Origin of the sequence: Erysipelothrix sp. HDW6A (assembly GCF_011400295.1) — a bacterium.
GTDB lineage: Bacteria > Bacillota_I > Bacilli_A > Erysipelotrichales > Erysipelotrichaceae > Erysipelothrix.
In genome coordinates, this window is record NZ_CP049859.1 from 1504290 (window position 1) to 1523401 (window position 19112).

14 protein-coding genes and 1 pseudogene are annotated in these 19112 nt (G+C 36.3%); 1 reads left to right on the forward strand and 14 read right to left on the reverse strand.

Annotation, left to right across the window (positions count from 1 at the left end):
- Positions 1-15 precede the first annotated feature (15 nt).
- The 13 genes and pseudogenes from G7059_RS07695 to G7059_RS07755 form a co-directional block, all read right to left on the reverse strand.
- A complete protein-coding gene (locus G7059_RS07695) occupies positions 16-1812 on the reverse strand; it encodes an ABC transporter ATP-binding protein (protein WP_166081504.1) in 1797 nt (598 codons plus the stop codon).
- 1 nt (position 1813) lies between these two features.
- Positions 1814-3540, reverse strand: a pseudogene (locus G7059_RS07700) (ABC transporter ATP-binding protein).
- Positions 3524-3964, reverse strand: coding sequence for a MarR family winged helix-turn-helix transcriptional regulator (locus G7059_RS07705; RefSeq protein ID WP_166081505.1), 441 nt, complete (start codon positions 3962-3964; stop codon positions 3524-3526). The pseudogene G7059_RS07700 and the gene G7059_RS07705 overlap by 17 nt, the downstream one beginning before the upstream one ends.
- Positions 3965-4068: 104 nt before the next feature.
- On the reverse strand, positions 4069-4998 hold the full coding sequence (locus G7059_RS07710) for an ABC transporter ATP-binding protein (protein WP_166081506.1): 930 nt from the start codon (positions 4996-4998) through the stop codon (positions 4069-4071).
- A complete protein-coding gene (locus G7059_RS07715; RefSeq protein WP_166082095.1) occupies positions 4985-6079 on the reverse strand; it encodes an ABC transporter ATP-binding protein in 1095 nt (364 codons plus the stop codon). The genes G7059_RS07710 and G7059_RS07715 overlap by 14 nt, the downstream gene beginning before the upstream one ends.
- Positions 6080-6089: 10 nt before the next feature.
- Positions 6090-7040: an oligopeptide ABC transporter permease OppC gene (gene oppC, locus G7059_RS07720; RefSeq protein WP_166081507.1), complete on the reverse strand. Its 951-nt coding sequence runs from the start codon at positions 7038-7040 to the stop codon at positions 6090-6092.
- A gap of 2 nt (positions 7041-7042) precedes the next feature.
- On the reverse strand, positions 7043-8527 hold the full coding sequence (locus tag G7059_RS07725) for an ABC transporter permease (RefSeq protein WP_166081508.1): 1485 nt from the start codon (positions 8525-8527) through the stop codon (positions 7043-7045).
- 84 nt (positions 8528-8611) lie between these two features.
- Complete coding sequence (locus G7059_RS07730) at positions 8612-10558, reverse strand: peptide ABC transporter substrate-binding protein (protein ID WP_166081509.1); 1947 nt, start codon at positions 10556-10558, stop codon at positions 8612-8614.
- 211 nt (positions 10559-10769) lie between these two features.
- A complete protein-coding gene (gene lpdA, locus G7059_RS07735) occupies positions 10770-12176 on the reverse strand; it encodes a dihydrolipoyl dehydrogenase (protein WP_166081510.1) in 1407 nt (468 codons plus the stop codon).
- A 17-nt stretch (positions 12177-12193) separates the two neighbouring features.
- Entirely contained in the window at positions 12194-13810 is a 1617-nt protein-coding gene (locus tag G7059_RS07740; protein ID WP_166081511.1) for a 2-oxo acid dehydrogenase subunit E2, read from the reverse strand.
- A gap of 18 nt (positions 13811-13828) precedes the next feature.
- The gene (locus G7059_RS07745) at positions 13829-14809 is read right to left on the reverse strand and encodes an alpha-ketoacid dehydrogenase subunit beta (RefSeq protein WP_166081512.1); all 981 of its coding nucleotides are present in this window, start codon (positions 14807-14809) and stop codon (positions 13829-13831) included.
- Positions 14809-15930, reverse strand: a complete 1122-nt coding sequence (gene pdhA / locus G7059_RS07750) for a pyruvate dehydrogenase (acetyl-transferring) E1 component subunit alpha (protein ID WP_166081513.1) — start codon at positions 15928-15930, stop codon at positions 14809-14811. The genes G7059_RS07745 and pdhA overlap by 1 nt, the downstream gene beginning before the upstream one ends.
- Before the next feature lie 157 nt (positions 15931-16087).
- The gene (locus G7059_RS07755) at positions 16088-17074 is read right to left on the reverse strand and encodes a lipoate--protein ligase (protein WP_166081514.1); all 987 of its coding nucleotides are present in this window, start codon (positions 17072-17074) and stop codon (positions 16088-16090) included.
- A gap of 87 nt (positions 17075-17161) precedes the next feature.
- On the opposite strand from G7059_RS07755, the gene G7059_RS07760 reads away from it, so the two are divergent.
- Positions 17162-17569, forward strand: a complete 408-nt coding sequence (locus G7059_RS07760) for a DUF2721 domain-containing protein (RefSeq protein WP_166081515.1) — start codon at positions 17162-17164, stop codon at positions 17567-17569.
- A 28-nt stretch (positions 17570-17597) separates the two neighbouring features.
- Here the strand turns inward: G7059_RS07760 and G7059_RS07765 are convergent, their stop codons facing one another.
- Positions 17598-19061, reverse strand: a complete 1464-nt coding sequence (locus tag G7059_RS07765) for a 6-phospho-beta-glucosidase (protein ID WP_166081516.1) — start codon at positions 19059-19061, stop codon at positions 17598-17600.
- Between the last annotated feature and the right edge of the window lie 51 nt (positions 19062-19112).

Below are 19112 nucleotides of genomic sequence, written 5' to 3' on the forward strand. Positions count from 1 at the left end.
AGCAAAGCTACCTTTTTACGTTAATTCTGTTTGTCCTGTATAGAGTGATGCGTAACGTCCATCTAATTCAAGTAGGTCATCGTGATCACCACGTTCTATGATCTCACCATTTTCTAAGACAATAATCGCATCGGCATTACGGACTGTTGAAAGTCTGTGTGCAATTACAAAGGTTGTTCTACCTTCCATTAAGGTGTCCATTCCCTTTTCAATTAAGCGTTCAGTACGAGTATCAATTGAGGATGTAGCCTCATCTAAAATCAGAATACTTGGATTAGCAACAGCAGCTCGTGCAATGTTCAAGAGTTGTTTTTGCCCTTGAGATAGTTCTGAGCCAGTACCCGTAATCTTTGTATGATAACCATGCTCTAGAGTCGTAATAAAGTGGTGGGCATTGGCACGTTTCGCTGCCGCAATACACTCTTCATCACTAGCATCTAAATTACCATAACGTATATTCTCTAAGATTGTTCCCGTGAATAAGTTGGTATCTTGAAGAACCATTGCTATATTCTTACGTAAACTATAACGGTTTATCGTACGAATATCGGTACCATCAATGAGAATTTGACCACTATCGATATCATAGAAACGTGAGATAAGATTGGTAATGGTTGTCTTCCCTGCTCCTGTAGACCCTACAAAAGCAATCTTTTGCCCAGGTTTCGCATAGAATGAAACATCCTTTAGAACTGGATGATTCTTGTTGTAACCGAAAGTAACGTTTTCAAAGCGTACATCTCCTACAACGTTATCAAGAATAATATCATCACTATTAACGACTTCCTCTGTCCAATCTAAGAGTTCAAAGATACGCTCTGCCGAAGCAATAGCGGATTGAAGTGTCGTAAACTGACTGGAAATTTCATTGATAGGTTTACCTTGAGTACGTGTCATATTTACATAAGCACTAAGGTCCCCAATGCTTAGGCGGCCATTAATCGCAAGATATCCCCCAACAATACCAATAACAGCATAACTAATTGTATTGATGTTTTGCATGAGTGGATAAATCATAATCGATGTAATCTGAGCGAACTGAGCATTTTTACGATATATTTTATTCTTTTTATTAAATGTCTCATGAGCTTGATGTTCATGGTTGAAGAGTTGCATGACAGTTTGACCTTCCATTGCTTCTTCAATATAACCATTGAGATCACCTAAGGTTTGTTGTTGTCGTTTCGAATAAATTCTTGATTTCTTTATGATTATATTCGACATAATCGATAATAATGGCAAGATAAGTAAAGTTACCGCACTAAGTATTGGACTTAATACAAACATTACTACCACAGTACCAATAAGAGTAAATATATTTATAATAATTGATGCAGCAGCTGAGTTTAATCCTTCACCAACTAAATCAATATCGTTTGTAAAGCGACTCATTAAATCTCCATGAGCATTTGAGTCATGGAACTTAACATCCATACGAAGAACACGTTGGAACATTTCTTTACGAATAGTTTCTACAGTTCGTTGAGATATACGTACCATTAAGCGAGCTGATGCATACATCGTAATGACTTCAACTGCAAAGACAATCCCAAGAATAGTAATCTGTCTTCCAAGACTTGCTATCATTACATCACGTGTAATGACATTATTCAGGGTATCTTCAATCGTTTGAATCATTGGTGATATAGCATAGGATCCGTATAGGCCACCAAGTGTAGAGAGTATGGAGGCTACAATTACGATAAACAAGAGTAATTTACTTTCTGCAAGATAAGAGATAAGTCTTCGGAGTGTTTTCTTTTGATTCTTTGGTTTATGTTTACCAATAACAATATTTTTCGATTGACTCATATTACTCACCCCCCTTTTGCATTTGACTGTTGTAGATTTCTTGATAGACACCACAAGAATTTAATAAATCATCGTGTTTACCTAATCCAACAATACGTCCTTCATCTAAAACAACAATCTTGTCACTGTCTGCTACTGAACTAATTTTCTGAGCAATACTGATAACCGTTGTATCTTTGAAACGTTCTGCTACAGATTCCTTAACTTGAGCTTCTGTTGCAGCATCAAGCGCACTGGTTGAATCATCCATCACAAGATAGTGTGGAGAAATCATTAGAGCTCGTGCGATACAGAGACGTTGTCTTTGTCCACCTGAGAAGTTAGCTCCACCTTGTTGAACCGGTGCATCAAAGCCACCTTTTAAATCACGGATATATCCATAAATAGAAGCAGCTTCTGTTGATTCAATCATTTGGTCAACTGTTCCAAATTCATTACCAAGTTTCAAGTTGTCAGCAATAGTTCCTGAGAATAGGAGATTCTTTTGCGGTACAAAGCCAAATAAGGTGCGTAGGTACTTCAAATCTAAATCTCTGATATCAATATCATCAATTGTGATTCTTCCCCTGTGACGTCGATAAGACGTGATAAGAGGTTAACTAAAGTTGACTTACCACTACCTGTTGATCCAATAATCCCAATATGCTCACCAGGATTAATCGTTAGATTGATATTTGTAAGAACATCTTGAGCATCCGCATAATATCTAAATGATACATTTTCGAATTTTAAGACACCCTTCATATCCTCAATTACAACTGCATCTTCTTTAGGAAGGATATCAGCTTCTGTATCAAGAACTTCACCGATACGAATAACTGAAGCACGGCTTCTTGAAATCATCATTAAAACGTTCGTAATCATGTTCATTGAGAACATAGTAAATCTTAAGTAGTTAATGAAAACTAGTAAATCCCCGACATGAATTAAGTTCATGTCTACGATAAGATACGAAGAAATCCAAACAATAAATAACGTTGCAAAATGGATTGCTCCTGTTAATGCAGGGTTCATAATAATCATTAAGTTCATAGCATTAACACTTGCATTGAATAGCTCTTTGTTTTCTTTATCAAATCCATCATCTTCAAAGTCTTCACGAACAAATGATTTAATAACTCGAATGTTCATCAAGGTTTCTTGAACTTTACGGTTCATATTATCAACCATTTTTTGTAGTCGAACAAAACGTGAGAAACCATGAGTAACCACATACACTAAGATTCCCGACAAGAAGATAACTGCACCTAACATAACCCAACTTAATTCTGGGCTCACTAGGTAGGTAAAGTAAACAGATGTAAATAAAAATACTGGCGCCCTAACTAGAAGACGTAAACACATCATTATAGTACGTTGTAGAAAGTTAACGTCATTGGTTAATCGCGTTACAAGAGATGCAGTTGAGAAGTTCGTCATATTCTTTATTGAGAATGTTTGAATTCTTTGAAATAATGCATCCCTTAAACGTAAAGCAAAGTTATTGGATACTTGTGATGGAAACACAAGACCAAGAATTGCGAGAATAGCACCTAGAAGCGCTAACCATATCATTTTTAGTCCCACTGATAAGATAATGTCAAAGTTAGAATTCGCAATACCGTTATCAATTATTTCTGCCATAAGCTGTATTTGGTAAAGTTCAATAAAAGCTACACTACCAACAAATATAATCCCAAGAATGGCTGCAGGAATCTCTGGTTTAAAATACTTATAAAACTTTTTCATTCATTGACCCCTTTTTCAATTCGATTAACATAATTTCAAAGTAGGATTTTAACTGGTCTTGTTCTTCGCTTGAAAAGGATTGAAACATTGCGTTATCAATCTTTTCGAAGTTTTCTTTTAAAGCATCGCTTGTAATCTTACCTCGCTTGGTAAGATAGAGTTTCTTTGCACGACGATCTTTTTCGTCAACTTTTCTCTCTATATAACCTGATGCTTCCAATCTTTTTAACGACACTGAAGCTGACTCCTTCGATACATTCAAAGATGCGACAAGTTCCTTTTGAGTAATTCCTGGATTCCTTTCAATGGTCGATAAAAAACGCGGCTGTCCGATATACAGGTCCAATTCATCTAAATACTTTTGGACTGTATAGCGATGCCAACGAAATACTTCTCTAAACAATGATCTTAGTTCATTATCCACACTATCTCTCCTAATTAGTTAATCAACTAACTAATTATAACATACTACACAAATTCGCAAAAGAGATATGAAAGAATTATCAAAAAAAATAAGACCGTTTGGTCTTATTTTAATCGTGTTTTGTATTTTTCAATTTCTACAGAGTTTGCCCAAACAAAGTGTCCTGGCTTAATTTCTACAAAACTTGGCTTTTCTTGAGAATAATCATGAACAGCTGGATTGTAGATAACTGGTTTCTTCTCTCTTTCAGACTCTGGGTCTGGTAGAGGAACTGCAGAAAGTAATGAACGTGTATATGGGTGAAGTGGATTGTTAAACAATTCTTCAGTTTCAGCTAACTCAACAATAACACCTTGATGAATAACTGCGATTCTATCTGAGATAAAGCGCACAACTGAAAGGTCATGAGCAATGAACAGATATGTTAGACCACGTTCTTCTTGCATAGTTTTAAGTAAGTTAAGTACTTGCGCACGGATGGAAACATCAAGTGCTGAAATAGGTTCATCAGCAACCACTAATTCTGGTTCCATAACCAATGCACGAGCAATACCAATACGTTGACGTTGTCCACCTGAGAACTCATGAGGATAACGTGTTAAGTGTTCTTTAAGAAGTCCAACTTCACCAACAATTTTCTCAACTTTACGAATACGATCTGCTTCGTCTTCGTATAAGTGATAGTTATGAAGTCCTTCTGAAACAATATAGTCAACAGTAGCACGTTCATTAAGTGAAGCAGCAGGGTCTTGGAAAATCATTTGAATTCCACGAATAACCTCTGCATCTTCTGCTTTGTTTAATTTTTTATTAATTTTCTTACCTTTGAAAATAATATCACCATGACTTGTTTCGTTAATACGAACAACAGCACGGCCAATTGTTGTCTTTCCAGATCCGGATTCACCTACAAGTGAGAAAGTTTCTCCCTTATAGATATCAAAACTTGCATTATTAACAGCTACAAACGAGCCAAATTTAACTTGAAGTTCTTTAATAGATAGTACAACTTCTCTATTATTATTGTTCTCCATTGTTTGCCTCCTCTTGCGCTATTGCGTTATATGTCTGACTTATTTTCTTAATCTTACCATGTAAGTCACGAATTACTTCAGGCATCTCAACTTTAGGAGCACGTGGATCGAGCAACCAAGTTTTTGCCCAGTGAACATCACTTACATAGAACACTGGAGGTTCAACTTCAAAGTCAATCTCCATTGCAAATGGATTTCTAGGTGCAAATGCATCCCCTTTAATTTCGTTATAAAGTGATGGAGGTGTACCTGGAATTGCATAAAGTTTATCACCTTTTTCACCAAGTTGCGGAAGTGATGATAGTAAGCTCCATGTATATGGGTGTTTTGAGTTATAGAAAATATCTTCGACAGTACCATATTCAACAATTTGACCACCATACATAACTGCTACTTTATCAGCAACAGATGCAACAACACCAAGGTCGTGAGTAATATAAATTGTTGTGAATTTGAATTCATCTTGAAGTTCTTTAATTAAGTCAAGAATTTGTGCTTGAATTGTAACATCCAAAGCAGTAGTTGGTTCATCACAGATTAAAATGTTTGGTTTACATGCTAATGCAATCGCAATAACGATACGTTGACGCATTCCACCTGAATATTCAAATGGATAGTCATCAAAGCGTTTTTCTGGATCTGAGATACCTGTTTTACGCATTAAATCAATCGCAATTTCTTTTGCTTCTGCTTTTGACTTATCTTGGTGCTTAATAATTACTTCAGTAATTTGAGTTCCAATTGTAAGAATTGGGTTTAAAGAAGTCATTGGGTCTTGGAAAACTGTAGCAATTTTATTACCACGAATCCCAACCCAGTCTTTGTCCTTCTTAAGTTCGGTTAAATCATTTCCTTCATAAATAATACTTCCTGAATCAATATACCCGTTTGAATCGAGCATTCCAGTAAAAGTTTTTGTAAGAACTGATTTCCCTGATCCTGATTCCCCAACGATTGCTAGAGTTTCGTTTTCGTAAAGATCTACAGATACATTTCGGATAGCTGTTAAGATGCGATCACGAACTTTAAATTTAACAGTAATATCTTTAGCAGATAGAATTTTATTTTTATTGTTTGTCATCATACACCTCTTACATCATGTGCGTCTTCGGATCCGAAGCATCCGCAAGCGCTTGTCCTACTAAGAACAATGAAACAGTAACTAAAGCAAGAACAATAACCGGTAACCAGAATAGGTATGGATAGTTACTCATGTTCATTGAATATTTAGAAATAATACGGCCTAATGATGGAATTGATGCATTAAGACCAACTCCCATAAAGGATAGGAATGCTTCGTAGGAAATAAATCCTGGTAACGTTCCTGAAATATCAGTAACAATAACTGAAATCAAGTATGGAAGAATGTTTTTTGTAATCATACGTGGAATTGGTGTTCCAAGACAACGTGAAGCAAGGTTATACTCACGGTCACGCATAATCATAACTTGTACACGAATCATATATGCTGTACCAACCCAACTTGTGATTGACATCGCAACAATAAGATTCCAGAACCCTTGACCCATTGAATATGCCATAACAAATACAATAAGTAGTGAAGGAACGTTACTAATGATGTTGTAAACTTCAATCATAATCTTGTCAACAACTTTTGAATAACCCCAAATAGCTCCAACAATAATCCCTACTACAGATGTAATTAGTGTAGCAATAAATCCAATTGAGATTGAGATACGAGCACCAGACCACACTGCATCAAAGAGTGAGTGTCCGTTAGCATCAGTACCAAACCAATATTTCAATGATGGCCAGTTATAGCGATCGCCAAATTCATTAATGTTATCAATATTCATGAAGTCATAGCCACTGAATATTGGTTGAATGAATGCGAAAGCACAAATTACTACGATTAGTAATAACATGAATACAGCAATTTTATTTCCAAAGAATTGACGTGCTACAGCTTTCCAATAGGAATATGTAGGAGCATCAATATGCTCAGAAGCCGTTTCATCAAGTTTAACAAATTTAAATTTATCATCATACGATGCATCAACTGTGTTAATGTTTTGTGTCATGATTAACGTCCTCCTTTGCTATCAGATAATTTAATACGTGGGTCTACCATTGTTAATGTAATATCTCCAAGTAATACAGAAAGTACAGATAATGTAGTAAATACAAATACAAGACCGATTACAACAGTATTGTTATAGGAGTTGATTGCATCTGGTAACATTTTACCCATACCTGGCATAACGAAGATACTTTCAGTAATTGTAGCACCAGTAATTGATAAAATAAATGAACGAGCGATTCCTTGTGTAATTGGAATAATCGCATTTCTAAAGATGTGTCGTTTAGAAATCTCTTTCTCTGATAGACCTTTAGCTTTAGCAAACTTAACATAGTCTGCAGATTGTTGGTCAACCATATAACGACGAATCCATACAGTTAATCCAGGTACGTTTAGTAACGCAAGAACTAATGTAGGAAGTACATAGGATAGGAAGTTTCCAGCACCTAATGCAGGGAATGTATCAGGCAATCCTAAGAATGTTGAACCTAAGAAACGGAAGAAATAGATAAACGCAATACTTGGAACCGACATTAATACCATGACGATACCTGTTCCAAAACGGTCAAACATTTTTCCTTTGTTTCTAGCAATTGTAATACCAAATGGAATTGCAATTAAGTATGAGAGTGCAACCGCAACAATACCTGTCATCATTGAGATACCAATCATTGATGGATCTCCATTAGTTTGTTTACAGTTTGCATAGTTATCTACGAAACGTTGTTCATCTAAGTGATCAATCATTTCTGTTGGTTTATATGTACATGAATGCACATCAATGGAAGAGTTTGTTGTTAATCCTGTTTCAAATGTTACTTCTTTTTGAACAGGAGTACCCTGTTTATCAGTAATAACATCCATAACTGGACGACCACTGAATGTAGGATATGACGTACCCATATCAAGTGTAATTATGTTTTGGTGAATGAATGGGAATGTACCGTCAAAATAGACTAGATGTTTTGAGCGACAACCAGAACATGCCAAAGACAGACCACTGGTCTCATTGTTACTAATATAAATATTGCGATCAAGATTTGGATCATCAATTGCCCATGGATGATCAATCTTAATTAAATTGCCATAAAAACGCGCTACTCTTTCAAAAATTGGAATTTCACGAACGGCATAAAAATCCTTAGATAAAGGATATTGTCCGATTTCCCAACCTTTTGAAGACTTAGCCCATTCTGTAGCATAAGTTTCTGGGTTAGATATACAATCTTGGTAATTATCAGTACCTTCAGTAGCTACATTACAAAGTTCATGTGTTGTTTTATAATCAACGTACCCCATCTTTTTATATGTAGTGTACTCATAATTAACACGCTCATCAGGTTTTCCTGATAGCTTTGTCCACGCAGTATCACCAATAAATATGTTTTGGCGTGGAACCATTGTAAATATTAAAATATATGCGATAGTCGTAACGAGAAAAATGCTGAGCATTGAACGCAGGACTCTAAAAAATACGTATTTTTTCACTTCTATACCTCCTAATACAGAGATAAAAGAGAGTTAGTTATTAAGCTAACCCTCTATTAACTCAAATGCTTTATCGTCTAGGTTTTATGAACCAGCTTTTACTTTCTTTTCCCATTCTTCTTTAGCTTTTGTATATTGTTCGATTGAAACAACATCTTTTTGGACTTTCATGAACTTAAGTTTTTCTTTACCTAAGCCTGCGAATCCTGAAGGTCTTGTAAATGGAACAACTTTAGATACAAATGGTGTACCACCACCTGCTTGGATAGGAATTTGTAAAACGTTAGCTGCTAACCAAGCTTCTGCTTCTGCATAAGCTTCGTTACGTGCATCTAATTGATCTTTATCTGTAATTGCATTTGCTTTTTCAAGCATTGCTTCAAACTTATTAAGACCGATTAATTCTTTAGCTGCTACGTTTGCTGGATCACCACCAACTGCTGCAACTGCTGCATCAAGACCAAATGTATTTAACATATCCCCGTTTGTTGGGTTGTAAATATTTAGGTATGTTGAAGGGTCAATAAAGTCTGCTCCCCAACCTGATGCTGTTGAAATATCGAAATCACTTGCTGCTCCAGAAGTAGCATAGTAAGTAATATCCATGTATTCTTTTCTACTGATTAATTGTAGGTTAATAACAACGTTATCTGTACCTAATGATTTTTCAATAGATGCTTTGAGTGATTTAGCTTGGTTCATTCCAATTTCTGCTTCGTTATTAACTGGCATATCAAGTTGAATTGGGAATGCTACACCTTGTGCTTCGAGTTCAGCTTTAGCTTTTTCGAATGTTGCTTTAGCTTTTTCTACATTGTAGAATGCATCGTGACCATCTTTAAGATCGATTCCTGTATATAACTCAGGATTTAATGCTGCTAATTTTTCTGATGTAACTTCACCGTATGTCTTGTTACCAATTGTTAAGAATTCAGAAGGTGTTAACATATTACGGATTGAAATTTCTTTCATATCATCACCAACGTTTTGCGCTAAGTATGAAGCACGATCCATTGCAAACATTAATGAAGTACGGAAGTTTAAGTTCTTGATTGCTTTTTGAGCATCAACTCTACTTGTTTCTGAGTGGCTTGTGTATTTGTAAGCACCACGGTTAAAGTTGAATGTCATGTTGAATGTTGAACTATCTGTTTGTGAAGCATTGATGTTGTCTTTATCATTCTTCACAACATCTGCATATCCTGCTGATGCTGGATATACTCGAGCTTGTGTATAAGTTCCATCTGAGAATGCACGATATAATGCATCTGGATCTTTACCATCAAAGAATGTGTATTCTACTTTTTCAAGGAATACATTGTCTTTGTCCCAGTAGTTTTGGTTCTTAGTATATTCAATCTTAGTTTTCTCTGTTGAGTTAGCTAAGATAAATGGTCCGTTGTATAAGATACTATCTGGTGAAGCTGATCCGAATGTGTCACCTTTCGATGTAAGGAACTTTTCACTGATAGGGAATAAGATACCATATGTTGTCTTTGTATTAAAGTATGGTTCTGGATTTGCTAATGTATATGTTAATGTCATTGCTGCATCATCAGCTTTAACACCAACACTTTCAATTCCTAATGAAGGGTCTTTAATATAAGCTGCAAGTCCATCAATTGAATCTGCAACAATATATAGTAACTCTGACTCTACATCAACTGCATGTTTTAAACCTGTAACGAAATCTGAAGGTTTAACTTCATCGTATTCTACACCTTCGTTTGTTACCCATTTAATACCTGGTTTAAGTTTATATGTATAGTTTAATCCATCATCACTAACTGTTGGTTCACCTTCAGCAAGTGCAGGAACATATCTACCTAAATTGTCGTTCTCAAATAGTCCATCCACAAAGTTTGCGAAGTGGTCACCATTTGTAGCTCTCATTGTTGCAGTATAGTCTAGTTGAGTAATATCTGTTGTATAAACATATTTATACTCGTTAACTGTGTCAGATCCTTTGCCGGATGAACAACCAGTAATTACTAGTAATACCGCTACTAATGTCGCGAGTAATTTCTTCATTTCTCTTCCTCCTATTTCTGGATACAGTTGTCGCTCTGTATGAAATTATTATATACCACTTGAAATTAAAGTCAATGCTTTTTTCATATTTCTCTCACATATTTGAAAACTTTTAATTATATTTCTGAAAATTGTTTCATAGATGTAATTTTATTACATTGAAAAAAGGACTCCTGTTCAGAAGTCCTTTCTATATATACTATAGATACTATTAAATATGAATTGGTAATCCAAGTGATAACTCAGATGCATCCATAATTGTTTCGGATAATGTTGGGTGAGCATGAATTGTTAAGGAAAGATCCTCAATATTCATACGTGCTTCAACAGCTAATCCAATTTCAGCGATAATATCAGAAGCCCCAACACCAGCTACTTGGCCTCCAAGTAAGAGTCCTGAATCTTTTTCTGAAACAAGTCTTACAAAACCTTCTGTAGCATTTAGTGAAAGCGCACGTCCGTTAGCACCGAATGGGAATTTTGAAACTTTTACAGTTAATCCTTGTTCTTTTGCTTCTTTTTCAGTTAATCCAACTGTAGCAAGTTCAGGATCTGTAAAACATACTGCAGGAATCGCAACATAATCGATTTCTACATTTTCGCCTGAGATAGCTTCTGCTGCAATTTTTGCTTCATATGAAGCTTTATGTGCAAGAGCTGCTCCAGGAACAACATCACCGATTGCAAAGATATGTTCTTGTGATGTACGGCCTTGCTTGTCAACAACGATTAATCCACGATCTGTAGTCTCAACATTAGCTACTACTAATCCTAAATCGTCTGTATTTGGACGACGTCCAACAGTTACAAGAACGTAATCAGCTTCGATTGTTGTTGGTTTACCATCAATTTCATAAGTAACTGCAACACCGTTATCTAATTCTTTAGCTTCTTTAGCCATTGCATTTGTAACGATTGAAACATGTTTCTTAGCAAATTCATTTTCAACAAGTTTAATCATGTCTTTGTCGAATTGTGGCAAGATACTTGGGCTACCTTCTAATATAGTAACTTCTGTACCTAAGTTAGCGTAAACACCAGCTAACTCACTACCGATGTAACCACCACCGATAACAACTAATTTCTTAGGAATTTCTTTTAAGTTTAATCCACCTGTTGAATCAAGTACTCGTTTACCATATTTGAAGCCTTTGATTTCAATTGGACGGCTACCTGTAGCAATAATTGCATTCTTAAATGTATAAGATTGTGCATCATCACCATTAACAACACGTAATTGGTGTGTATCATTGAAGAAAGCTGTACCACGAATGATTTCAACTTTATTCTTTTTAAGAAGCATTTCAACGCCGCTTGTAAGTTTCTTTACTACTTCGTTGTCTTTCCATGCTTGTGTCTTTGTAAAGTCAATTGTTACACCTTTAGTTGTAATTCCAAAAGGTTCTGAATGTAATGCTTCTTGGTAACGGTGTCCAGCATTAATTAATGCTTTTGAAGGAATACATCCAACGTTTAAACACACACCACCGATAAATTCTTTTTCAATGATTGCTACCTTTTGTCCAAGTTGTGCTGCACGGATTGCTGCAACGTATCCACCAGGACCTGAACCGATAACAACTGTTTCAAGTTCTAAAGCTAAATCTCCTACTACCATAATAATTTACACCTCTCTTATGATTCCATTAATAATAATTCTGGATCGCTCAATAAACGTTTGATTTCATTCATTGCTGATTGAGCAGTCATACCATCGATAATACGGTGGTCAAAGCTTAATGAAAGAGCTAAGACATTACCGATTCCTAATGTTCCATCTTCTAGAACAACTGGTTTCTTATCGATACGTCCAACACCTAAGATTGCAACTTCTGGGAAGTTGATGATTGGTGTAAACCATAGTCCACGAGCTGAACCAATATTTGAAATAGTAATTGTTCCATTTCTCATATCTGGTCCTGCAAGTTTATTGTCATTTGCATCTTTAGCAAGTTTTGTAATTTCTTTAGCAATTGAGAATAATCCTTTTGAATCTGCGTTCTTAATATTTGGAACGTATAATCCATGAGGTGTATCTGCTGCAAATCCAATATTGTAGTAATTTTTGTAAACAATTTCATTTGTTTTATCATCAACACTACTATTTAATACTGGGTATTTACGTACAGTAGCAATTAATGCTTTAACTACGTAAGGTAAGAATGTTAACTTAACATCTTGTGATGCAGCAACATCTTTGAATTTCTTACGGTGGTTAACAAGTGCTGTAACATCCACTTCGTCAAAGATTGTAACGTGTGGTGCTTCTTTTTTACTTGTAAGCATTGCTTTTGCGATTGCACGACGTGTTGGTGTCATTGCAACGCGTGTTTCTTCTCCAGCTACAAATACAGGTGCTGCTGGTGCAGGTTTTTCTGCAGGAACATGAGCACTTGGTTGTACTGTTGTTTCTTGAGTTGTTTGTACTGGTGCTTCTACTGCTGGTGCTGCTTGTTGTGCTCCACCTTGTAAGAATGCATCAATATCTTGTTTACGAACATGTCCATGACGACCTGTTGCTGCTACCAATGTTAAATCAACACCTTTATCACGTGCATATTGACGTACTGAAGGCATTGCAAGTACACGGTTTGCAATTGTGTTATGAACAAATGTTGTTCCATCTCCTTGTGTTGCAGCTGCTGCTTGAGCAGTTGGAGCTGGTGCAGCTGCAGGAGCTGCTTGAGCAACGTGTCCACCACCAGCTGTAGTAATTTCAACAAGTGGATCTCCAACTGTTGATACTGTACCTGGTTGTACGTGGATTTTTGCAATTGTACCACTTACTGGTGATGGTACTTCTTGTACTAATTTATCGTTTTGGATTTCTAAGAGAGGTTCATCTTCTTTAATTGAATCGCCTTCTTTAACAAACCATTGAACAATTTCACCTTCAGCAATACCTTCTCCAACATCTGGCATGTTGAATGTAAAGTTTGCGGATGCAGCTGGTGCTGCAGGTGCTGGTGCTGCTTCAACTGGTGCTTCTGGAGCAGCTGGTGCGGGTGCACCACCTTCAACAGCGATTTCAATTAAGCTATCACCAACAGTTGAAACTGTACCTGGTTGAACTAAAATTTTTGTAATTGTACCAGCAACTGGTGATGGTACTTCTTGTACTAATTTATCATTTTGGATTTCTAAGAGAGGTTCATCTTCTTTGATGGTATCCCCTTCTTTAACAAACCATTGAACGATTTCGCCTTCAGCGATGCCTTCTCCGACATCTGGCATTTTAAAAATATATGACATACTGTTTGCTCCCTTCAATTAGTCAAAGTTCACTGTTTCACGAACTTTTTCAACGACATCTGTAACACTTGGTAACCAATCACCTTCAGCTAAACCAAATGGGAAGATCGTATCAGGTGCAGCCACACGTCCAATAGGTGCTGTTAATGATAGAATTGCACGTTCTGCGATTTCTGCCATAACTGTAGCGCCAACTCCTGCTTGACGTTGTGCTTCTTGAACAACTACTAAGCGACCAGTTTTTGTAACTGATGCAACGATTGTTTCAATATCAAGTGGTGATACTGTACGTAAGTCAATAACTTCTGCTGAAATACCTTCTTTAGCAAGGACATCAACAGCTTTAATTGCTTCACGAACCATGTATCCGTAAGTAACGATAGTAACATCATTACCTTCATTAACTACGTTTGCTTTTCCTAATGGAATTGTATAGTATCCTTCAGGAACTTCATCACGGAATGAACGGTAAAGTTTCATGTGTTCTAAGTAAACAACTGGATCGTTGTCTTCAATTGCAGCTAATAGTAAACCTTTAGCATCATAAGGGTTTGAAGGAATAACTACTTTAATCCCTGGTGAGTGTGCAATTAAACTTTCTAAGTTGTCTGAGTGAAGCTCAGGTGTATGAACCCCACCACCAAATGGTGAACGAATTGTAATAGGCATTTGGCGTGTACCACCCATACGGTAACGAGTACGTGCCATTTGTGCTACTACTGAGTCCATTACTTCAAAGATAAATCCAAAGAATTGAATTTCTGGAATTGGACGGAATTTTTCTAATGCTAAACCAATTGCAAGTCCACCAATACCGGACTCAGCAAGAGGTGTGTCAAATACACGATCTTCACCGTGTTTTTCTTGAAGACCTTCAGTCGCACGGAAAACTCCACCGTTCTTCCCTACGTCTTCACCGAAAATTAATGTGTTTTCATCACGTTCAAGGGCAATGTCAAGCGCTTCGGTAATGGCTTGAATCATAGTTAGTTGTGCCATTATTTGTTACCCTCCTTTTTTTCAAAGAATTCAATTTGTTCTGCAATAACGTTTGTTGGCTCTTCAAACATTGTTTTCAAGAAATCTGAAACTTTTTGTTTTGGAGCTTGGTCAGCTAATTTAACTGCTTCTTTAATTTCTTCATCATATTTTTCAATTAAAGCAACTTCTTTTTCTTCAGTCCATAGACCTTTTTCTGTTAAGAAGTTACGCATACGAATTAATGGATCTTTTTTATCCCATTCGTCAAAACTTGCTTGATCACGGTAACGTTTTGGATCGTCTCCTGATAATGAGTGAGGTCCGAAACGTGAAGTAATTGTTTCAATTAATACAGGTCCGTTTCCAGCAATTGCCCAATCACGAGCTGCTTTTGAAGCAACATAGACTGCAAGTGGATCCATACCATCAACTTGAACACCTGGTATACCAGCTGCTGCTGCTTTTTGAGCTAATGTAGGTGCTGCAGTTTGGACATGGCGTGGTGTTGAAATTGCATATCCGTTATTTTGGATGTAGAACACTACTGGAGCTTTAAATGCACCTGCGTAGTTAAAACCTTCATAAGTATCTCCTTGTGAAGATCCTCCATCACCTGTATATGTAAATGCTACTTGTTGTTTTCCACGTTTTTTAAGTCCAATACCAGCTCCTGCTGCTTGGATAATTTGTGCCCCAATAATAATTTGTGGTGGCATTGCGTGGAAATCTTCTGGATAAATATTTCCTTCAACATGTCCGCGGCTCCATAAGAATGCCTTATGAAGTGGTAGTCCGTGTTGTACTAATTGAGGAATATCACGGTATCCTGGGAATAAAATATCGTTTTTATCAAACGCAAAATGACTCGCAATTTGCGATGCCTCCTGACCTGCTGTAGGTGCGAAGAATCCTAAACGACCTTGACGTGCTAATGTTGTTGAACGGTCATTCAACGCACGTGACCAAAGCATCTTCTCGAATAAATCGACAAGTTCTTCGTCTTTTAAATCTGGTAACATATCTTTGTTAACAACTTTTCCAGTTTCATCTAAAATCTGGAACATTGGATAAAGCGCTTCAACTGCTTTTAAATGTGCAGCGAAATCTAAAGCTTTATTTGCTTTTTTTGTTTGTGCCATAATATCTCCATTTCCTCTCTTCATGTTAGCTTTTGGCCCTAACATTACAGTATAAATGTAACACGGAATACCCTTTCATTCAATGATAATGCTAGGATATCCCGAGATTTCGTTAAATAGACTTAATTTTTCACAATCGTTTTGTAAATATATGGAATTAATTGAACATTAAGTCTAAGATTTCTTCTTTTTTAATACCGCCAAAATAGGTACCAATGTGGTATGAATCAAGAATCGCTTCTACATCTTTTTGGTGGAATCGTACCCCTTTTAATCGATTTTCTATTTCTTCAACATCTTCAACACCAAGGTAATCACCAATGAAACGAATGTTCTCAATACGTCCATGATCAACATCCATTAACACTTCAAGTTTACCACCAGGGAATCGGCGACTATTCTTTAAGTTAAACTCTGGTGAATAACCATAAATCCAATCCCATGTTGAGAATCGGTTCATTGCTTCAAATTCAATCTTTGCGATATCTTCTTCCGATAAGACAATTTCTTCATCTTGACCTTGATTTGATAAATAATATTGAAGAGCATCCCAGAATTGTTGGAGTGTTGTTCCTTCAGGTAAATGTTCTTTAATATTAGTTACACGAGAACGCACTGATTTAACACCTTTAGATGTAATCTTATCTGGATCAACATTAAGTGCATCTACTAAATCTTCAACCTTTACATCAAACATTAAAGTACCATGATGCATTAGCTTACCATTTGCTACACGTTGAGCATTACCCGATATTTTAAGTCCGTCTACAAGAATGTCATTACGACCAGATGCCTCAGCTTTAACACCCATACTTTCTAAAGCGTCTATGACTGGTTGTACGTATTTTTTGTAATTAACTTTACTTGGGTCATCTACATTAATAATAAATGTGAAGTTTAGATTCCCTAAATCATGATATACAGCCCCACCACCAGAAACACGGCGAGCAACTTTAACGCCATTATCATCAATAAACTTCTGATTAATTTCTTCAGCAGTATTTTGGTTCTTGCCAATGATTACTGACGGCTCATTTTGCCATAAAAAGAAAAAATCGTCATCACAATCAATATATTTCATAGCATACTCATCAAGTGCTAGATTGAAATACGGATTGGTTGACGGATTAATTAAGTATCTCATTTCATTTCCTCTTTTCTCATTCAATGATATAATTTTATCGACAATTAATGTATAATTCAATGATTTTACACAGAAGAAGGAGAAACTATGTCATTCACATTTGATTTTTCATTAACAACACCAGCACTAATATTTCCTGCCTTATCACTATTAATGTTGGCATATACAAACCGATTTGTGGTTCTTGCTGATTTAATTCGTGATCTTTATGAACGTCACCAGGCACATCCTGACGAGCGAAATTTAAACCAAATCGCTAATCTACAATTTCGTATGACCCTCATCAAGAAAATGCAGATGTTTGGAGCTGTTGCGTTTGCGATTGCAGCCATCAGTATGCTTGCAGCAATGGTCAACATTCCCAAACTCTCAGGTGTTCTCTTTATTACAAGTTTAATATGCTTAGTAATATCCCTTGTTTACTTATTAAAAGAATTGTCAGTTTCCATTGATGCACTAACAATTCAATTGGATGATATCAAAAACCAAAAATAGCCGTGGATTAATTTCCACAGCTATTTTTTTACAGTTTTTCACCATTTGATGCAATGACATCTTTATACCAATAGAATGATTTCTTACGGTAACGATCAAACGTTCCTTCACCAAAGTCATCACTATCAACATAGATAAAACCATATCGTTTAGACATTTGGTTTGTAGAAGCAGAAATTAAGTCGATACAGCCCCACGATGTATACCCCATAAGATCTACCCCATCTTCAACTACTGCATCTTTCATAGCTTGAATATGTTCTCGAAGATAATCAATACGGTAATCATCATTAACTGTACCATCTTCCTCAAGTACATCTTCATAACCTAAACCATTCTCAACAATGAACAATGGTTTTTGATAACGATCATAAAGGTCAACTAAGGAAATTCTTAGACCAATTGGATCGGTTTGCCATCCCCAAGCATTCGATTCTAAATGTGGATTCTTAATTCCAAAAGACGTGTTACCTGCAGTCTTTGCAAGTTCTTCTGAGTTTTTCGCTGAACATGATGAAGAATAGTAACTAAATGACACAAAATCTACAGGGTATGCTTTCATGATTTCATCATCCCCTACTTCTTTTTTAATCTCAATTCCTTTTCTCTCGAATAGTGCAAGAAGATATGGTGGATATTCACCACGAACTTGAGTGTCACTATAAGCTAATGTATTTCTTTGATCCTGTTGTGCAGCCAAGACATCTTCTGGTTTAGAAGTAAATGGATAGAACATTAGTTTTGTGAGCATACAGCCAACTTGTGATTCTGGAATGTTTTCGTGTGTGATTTTTGTTGCTAATGCACTTGCTACAAATTGATGATGCATTGATTGATACACAACTTGTTCGAACTCTTTTTCATCATACTCCGACTCAACAAGCCCCCCTGTTGTAAATGGATGACGAATCATACTATCGACTTCATTGAATGTTAACCAGTATTTTACTTTATTCTTATATCGTTTTGTAATAGTATCGACAAATGTTGAGAAGAATCCGATAACACGACGATCAGACCACCCACCATACTTCACAGTTAAGTTAATTGGTGGTTCATAGTGTGACATGGTAACTAAAGGTTCGATTCCATATTTTGCACACTCATCAAATAAATCATCGTAAAACTGTAGACCTTCTTCATTAGGCTCCAAATCATCACCGTTAGGATATATACGAGACCATGCGATTGATAAACGATAGACCTTAAATCCCATTTCACCCAAGAGAGCGATATCTTCTTTATAACGATTATAGTGATCTGATCCACGACGTTTAGCGTAATATCTTGTATCATCACTCTCCATCGCTATTTTAATATCTTCCATTGTGTATGAATTGTTTTTCTTATAATCCATGACCGATACATCCGGTTTATAGGTTAAAACATCTGATACAGACAAACCTTTACCACCGACATTCCATGCACCTTCAATTTGATTGGCAGCAGTGGCGCCACCCCACAAGAAATCATCTCTAAATCCTTTTATCATAATTCCTCCTCATTCTTGTTTCCTCAATTAATTTATGGTTCCATTGTAGCG

Excerpts from the sequence above, each read along its gene's own strand:
- G7059_RS07695 (WP_166081504.1), bottom strand. The coding sequence starts at position 1,812 with ATGAGTCAATCGAAAAATATTGTTATTGGTAAACATAAACCAAAGAAT.
- G7059_RS07710 (WP_166081506.1), bottom strand. The coding sequence starts at position 4,998 with ATGGAGAACAATAATAATAGAGAAGTTGTACTATCTATTAAAGAACTT.
- G7059_RS07715 (WP_166082095.1), bottom strand. The coding sequence starts at position 6,079 with ATGACAAACAATAAAAATAAAATTCTATCTGCTAAAGATATTACTGTT.
- oppC (WP_166081507.1), bottom strand. The coding sequence starts at position 7,040 with ATGACACAAAACATTAACACAGTTGATGCATCGTATGATGATAAATTT.
- G7059_RS07730 (WP_166081509.1), bottom strand. The coding sequence starts at position 10,558 with ATGAAGAAATTACTCGCGACATTAGTAGCGGTATTACTAGTAATTACT.
- lpdA (WP_166081510.1), bottom strand. The coding sequence starts at position 12,176 with ATGGTAGTAGGAGATTTAGCTTTAGAACTTGAAACAGTTGTTATCGGT.
- G7059_RS07740 (WP_166081511.1), bottom strand. The coding sequence starts at position 13,810 with ATGTCATATATTTTTAAAATGCCAGATGTCGGAGAAGGCATCGCTGAA.
- G7059_RS07745 (WP_166081512.1), bottom strand. The coding sequence starts at position 14,809 with ATGGCACAACTAACTATGATTCAAGCCATTACCGAAGCGCTTGACATT.
- pdhA (WP_166081513.1), bottom strand. The coding sequence starts at position 15,930 with ATGGCACAAACAAAAAAAGCAAATAAAGCTTTAGATTTCGCTGCACAT.
- G7059_RS07755 (WP_166081514.1), bottom strand. The coding sequence starts at position 17,074 with ATGAGATACTTAATTAATCCGTCAACCAATCCGTATTTCAATCTAGCA.
- G7059_RS07760 (WP_166081515.1), top strand. The coding sequence starts at position 17,162 with ATGTCATTCACATTTGATTTTTCATTAACAACACCAGCACTAATATTT.
- G7059_RS07765 (WP_166081516.1), bottom strand. The coding sequence starts at position 19,061 with ATGATAAAAGGATTTAGAGATGATTTCTTGTGGGGTGGCGCCACTGCT.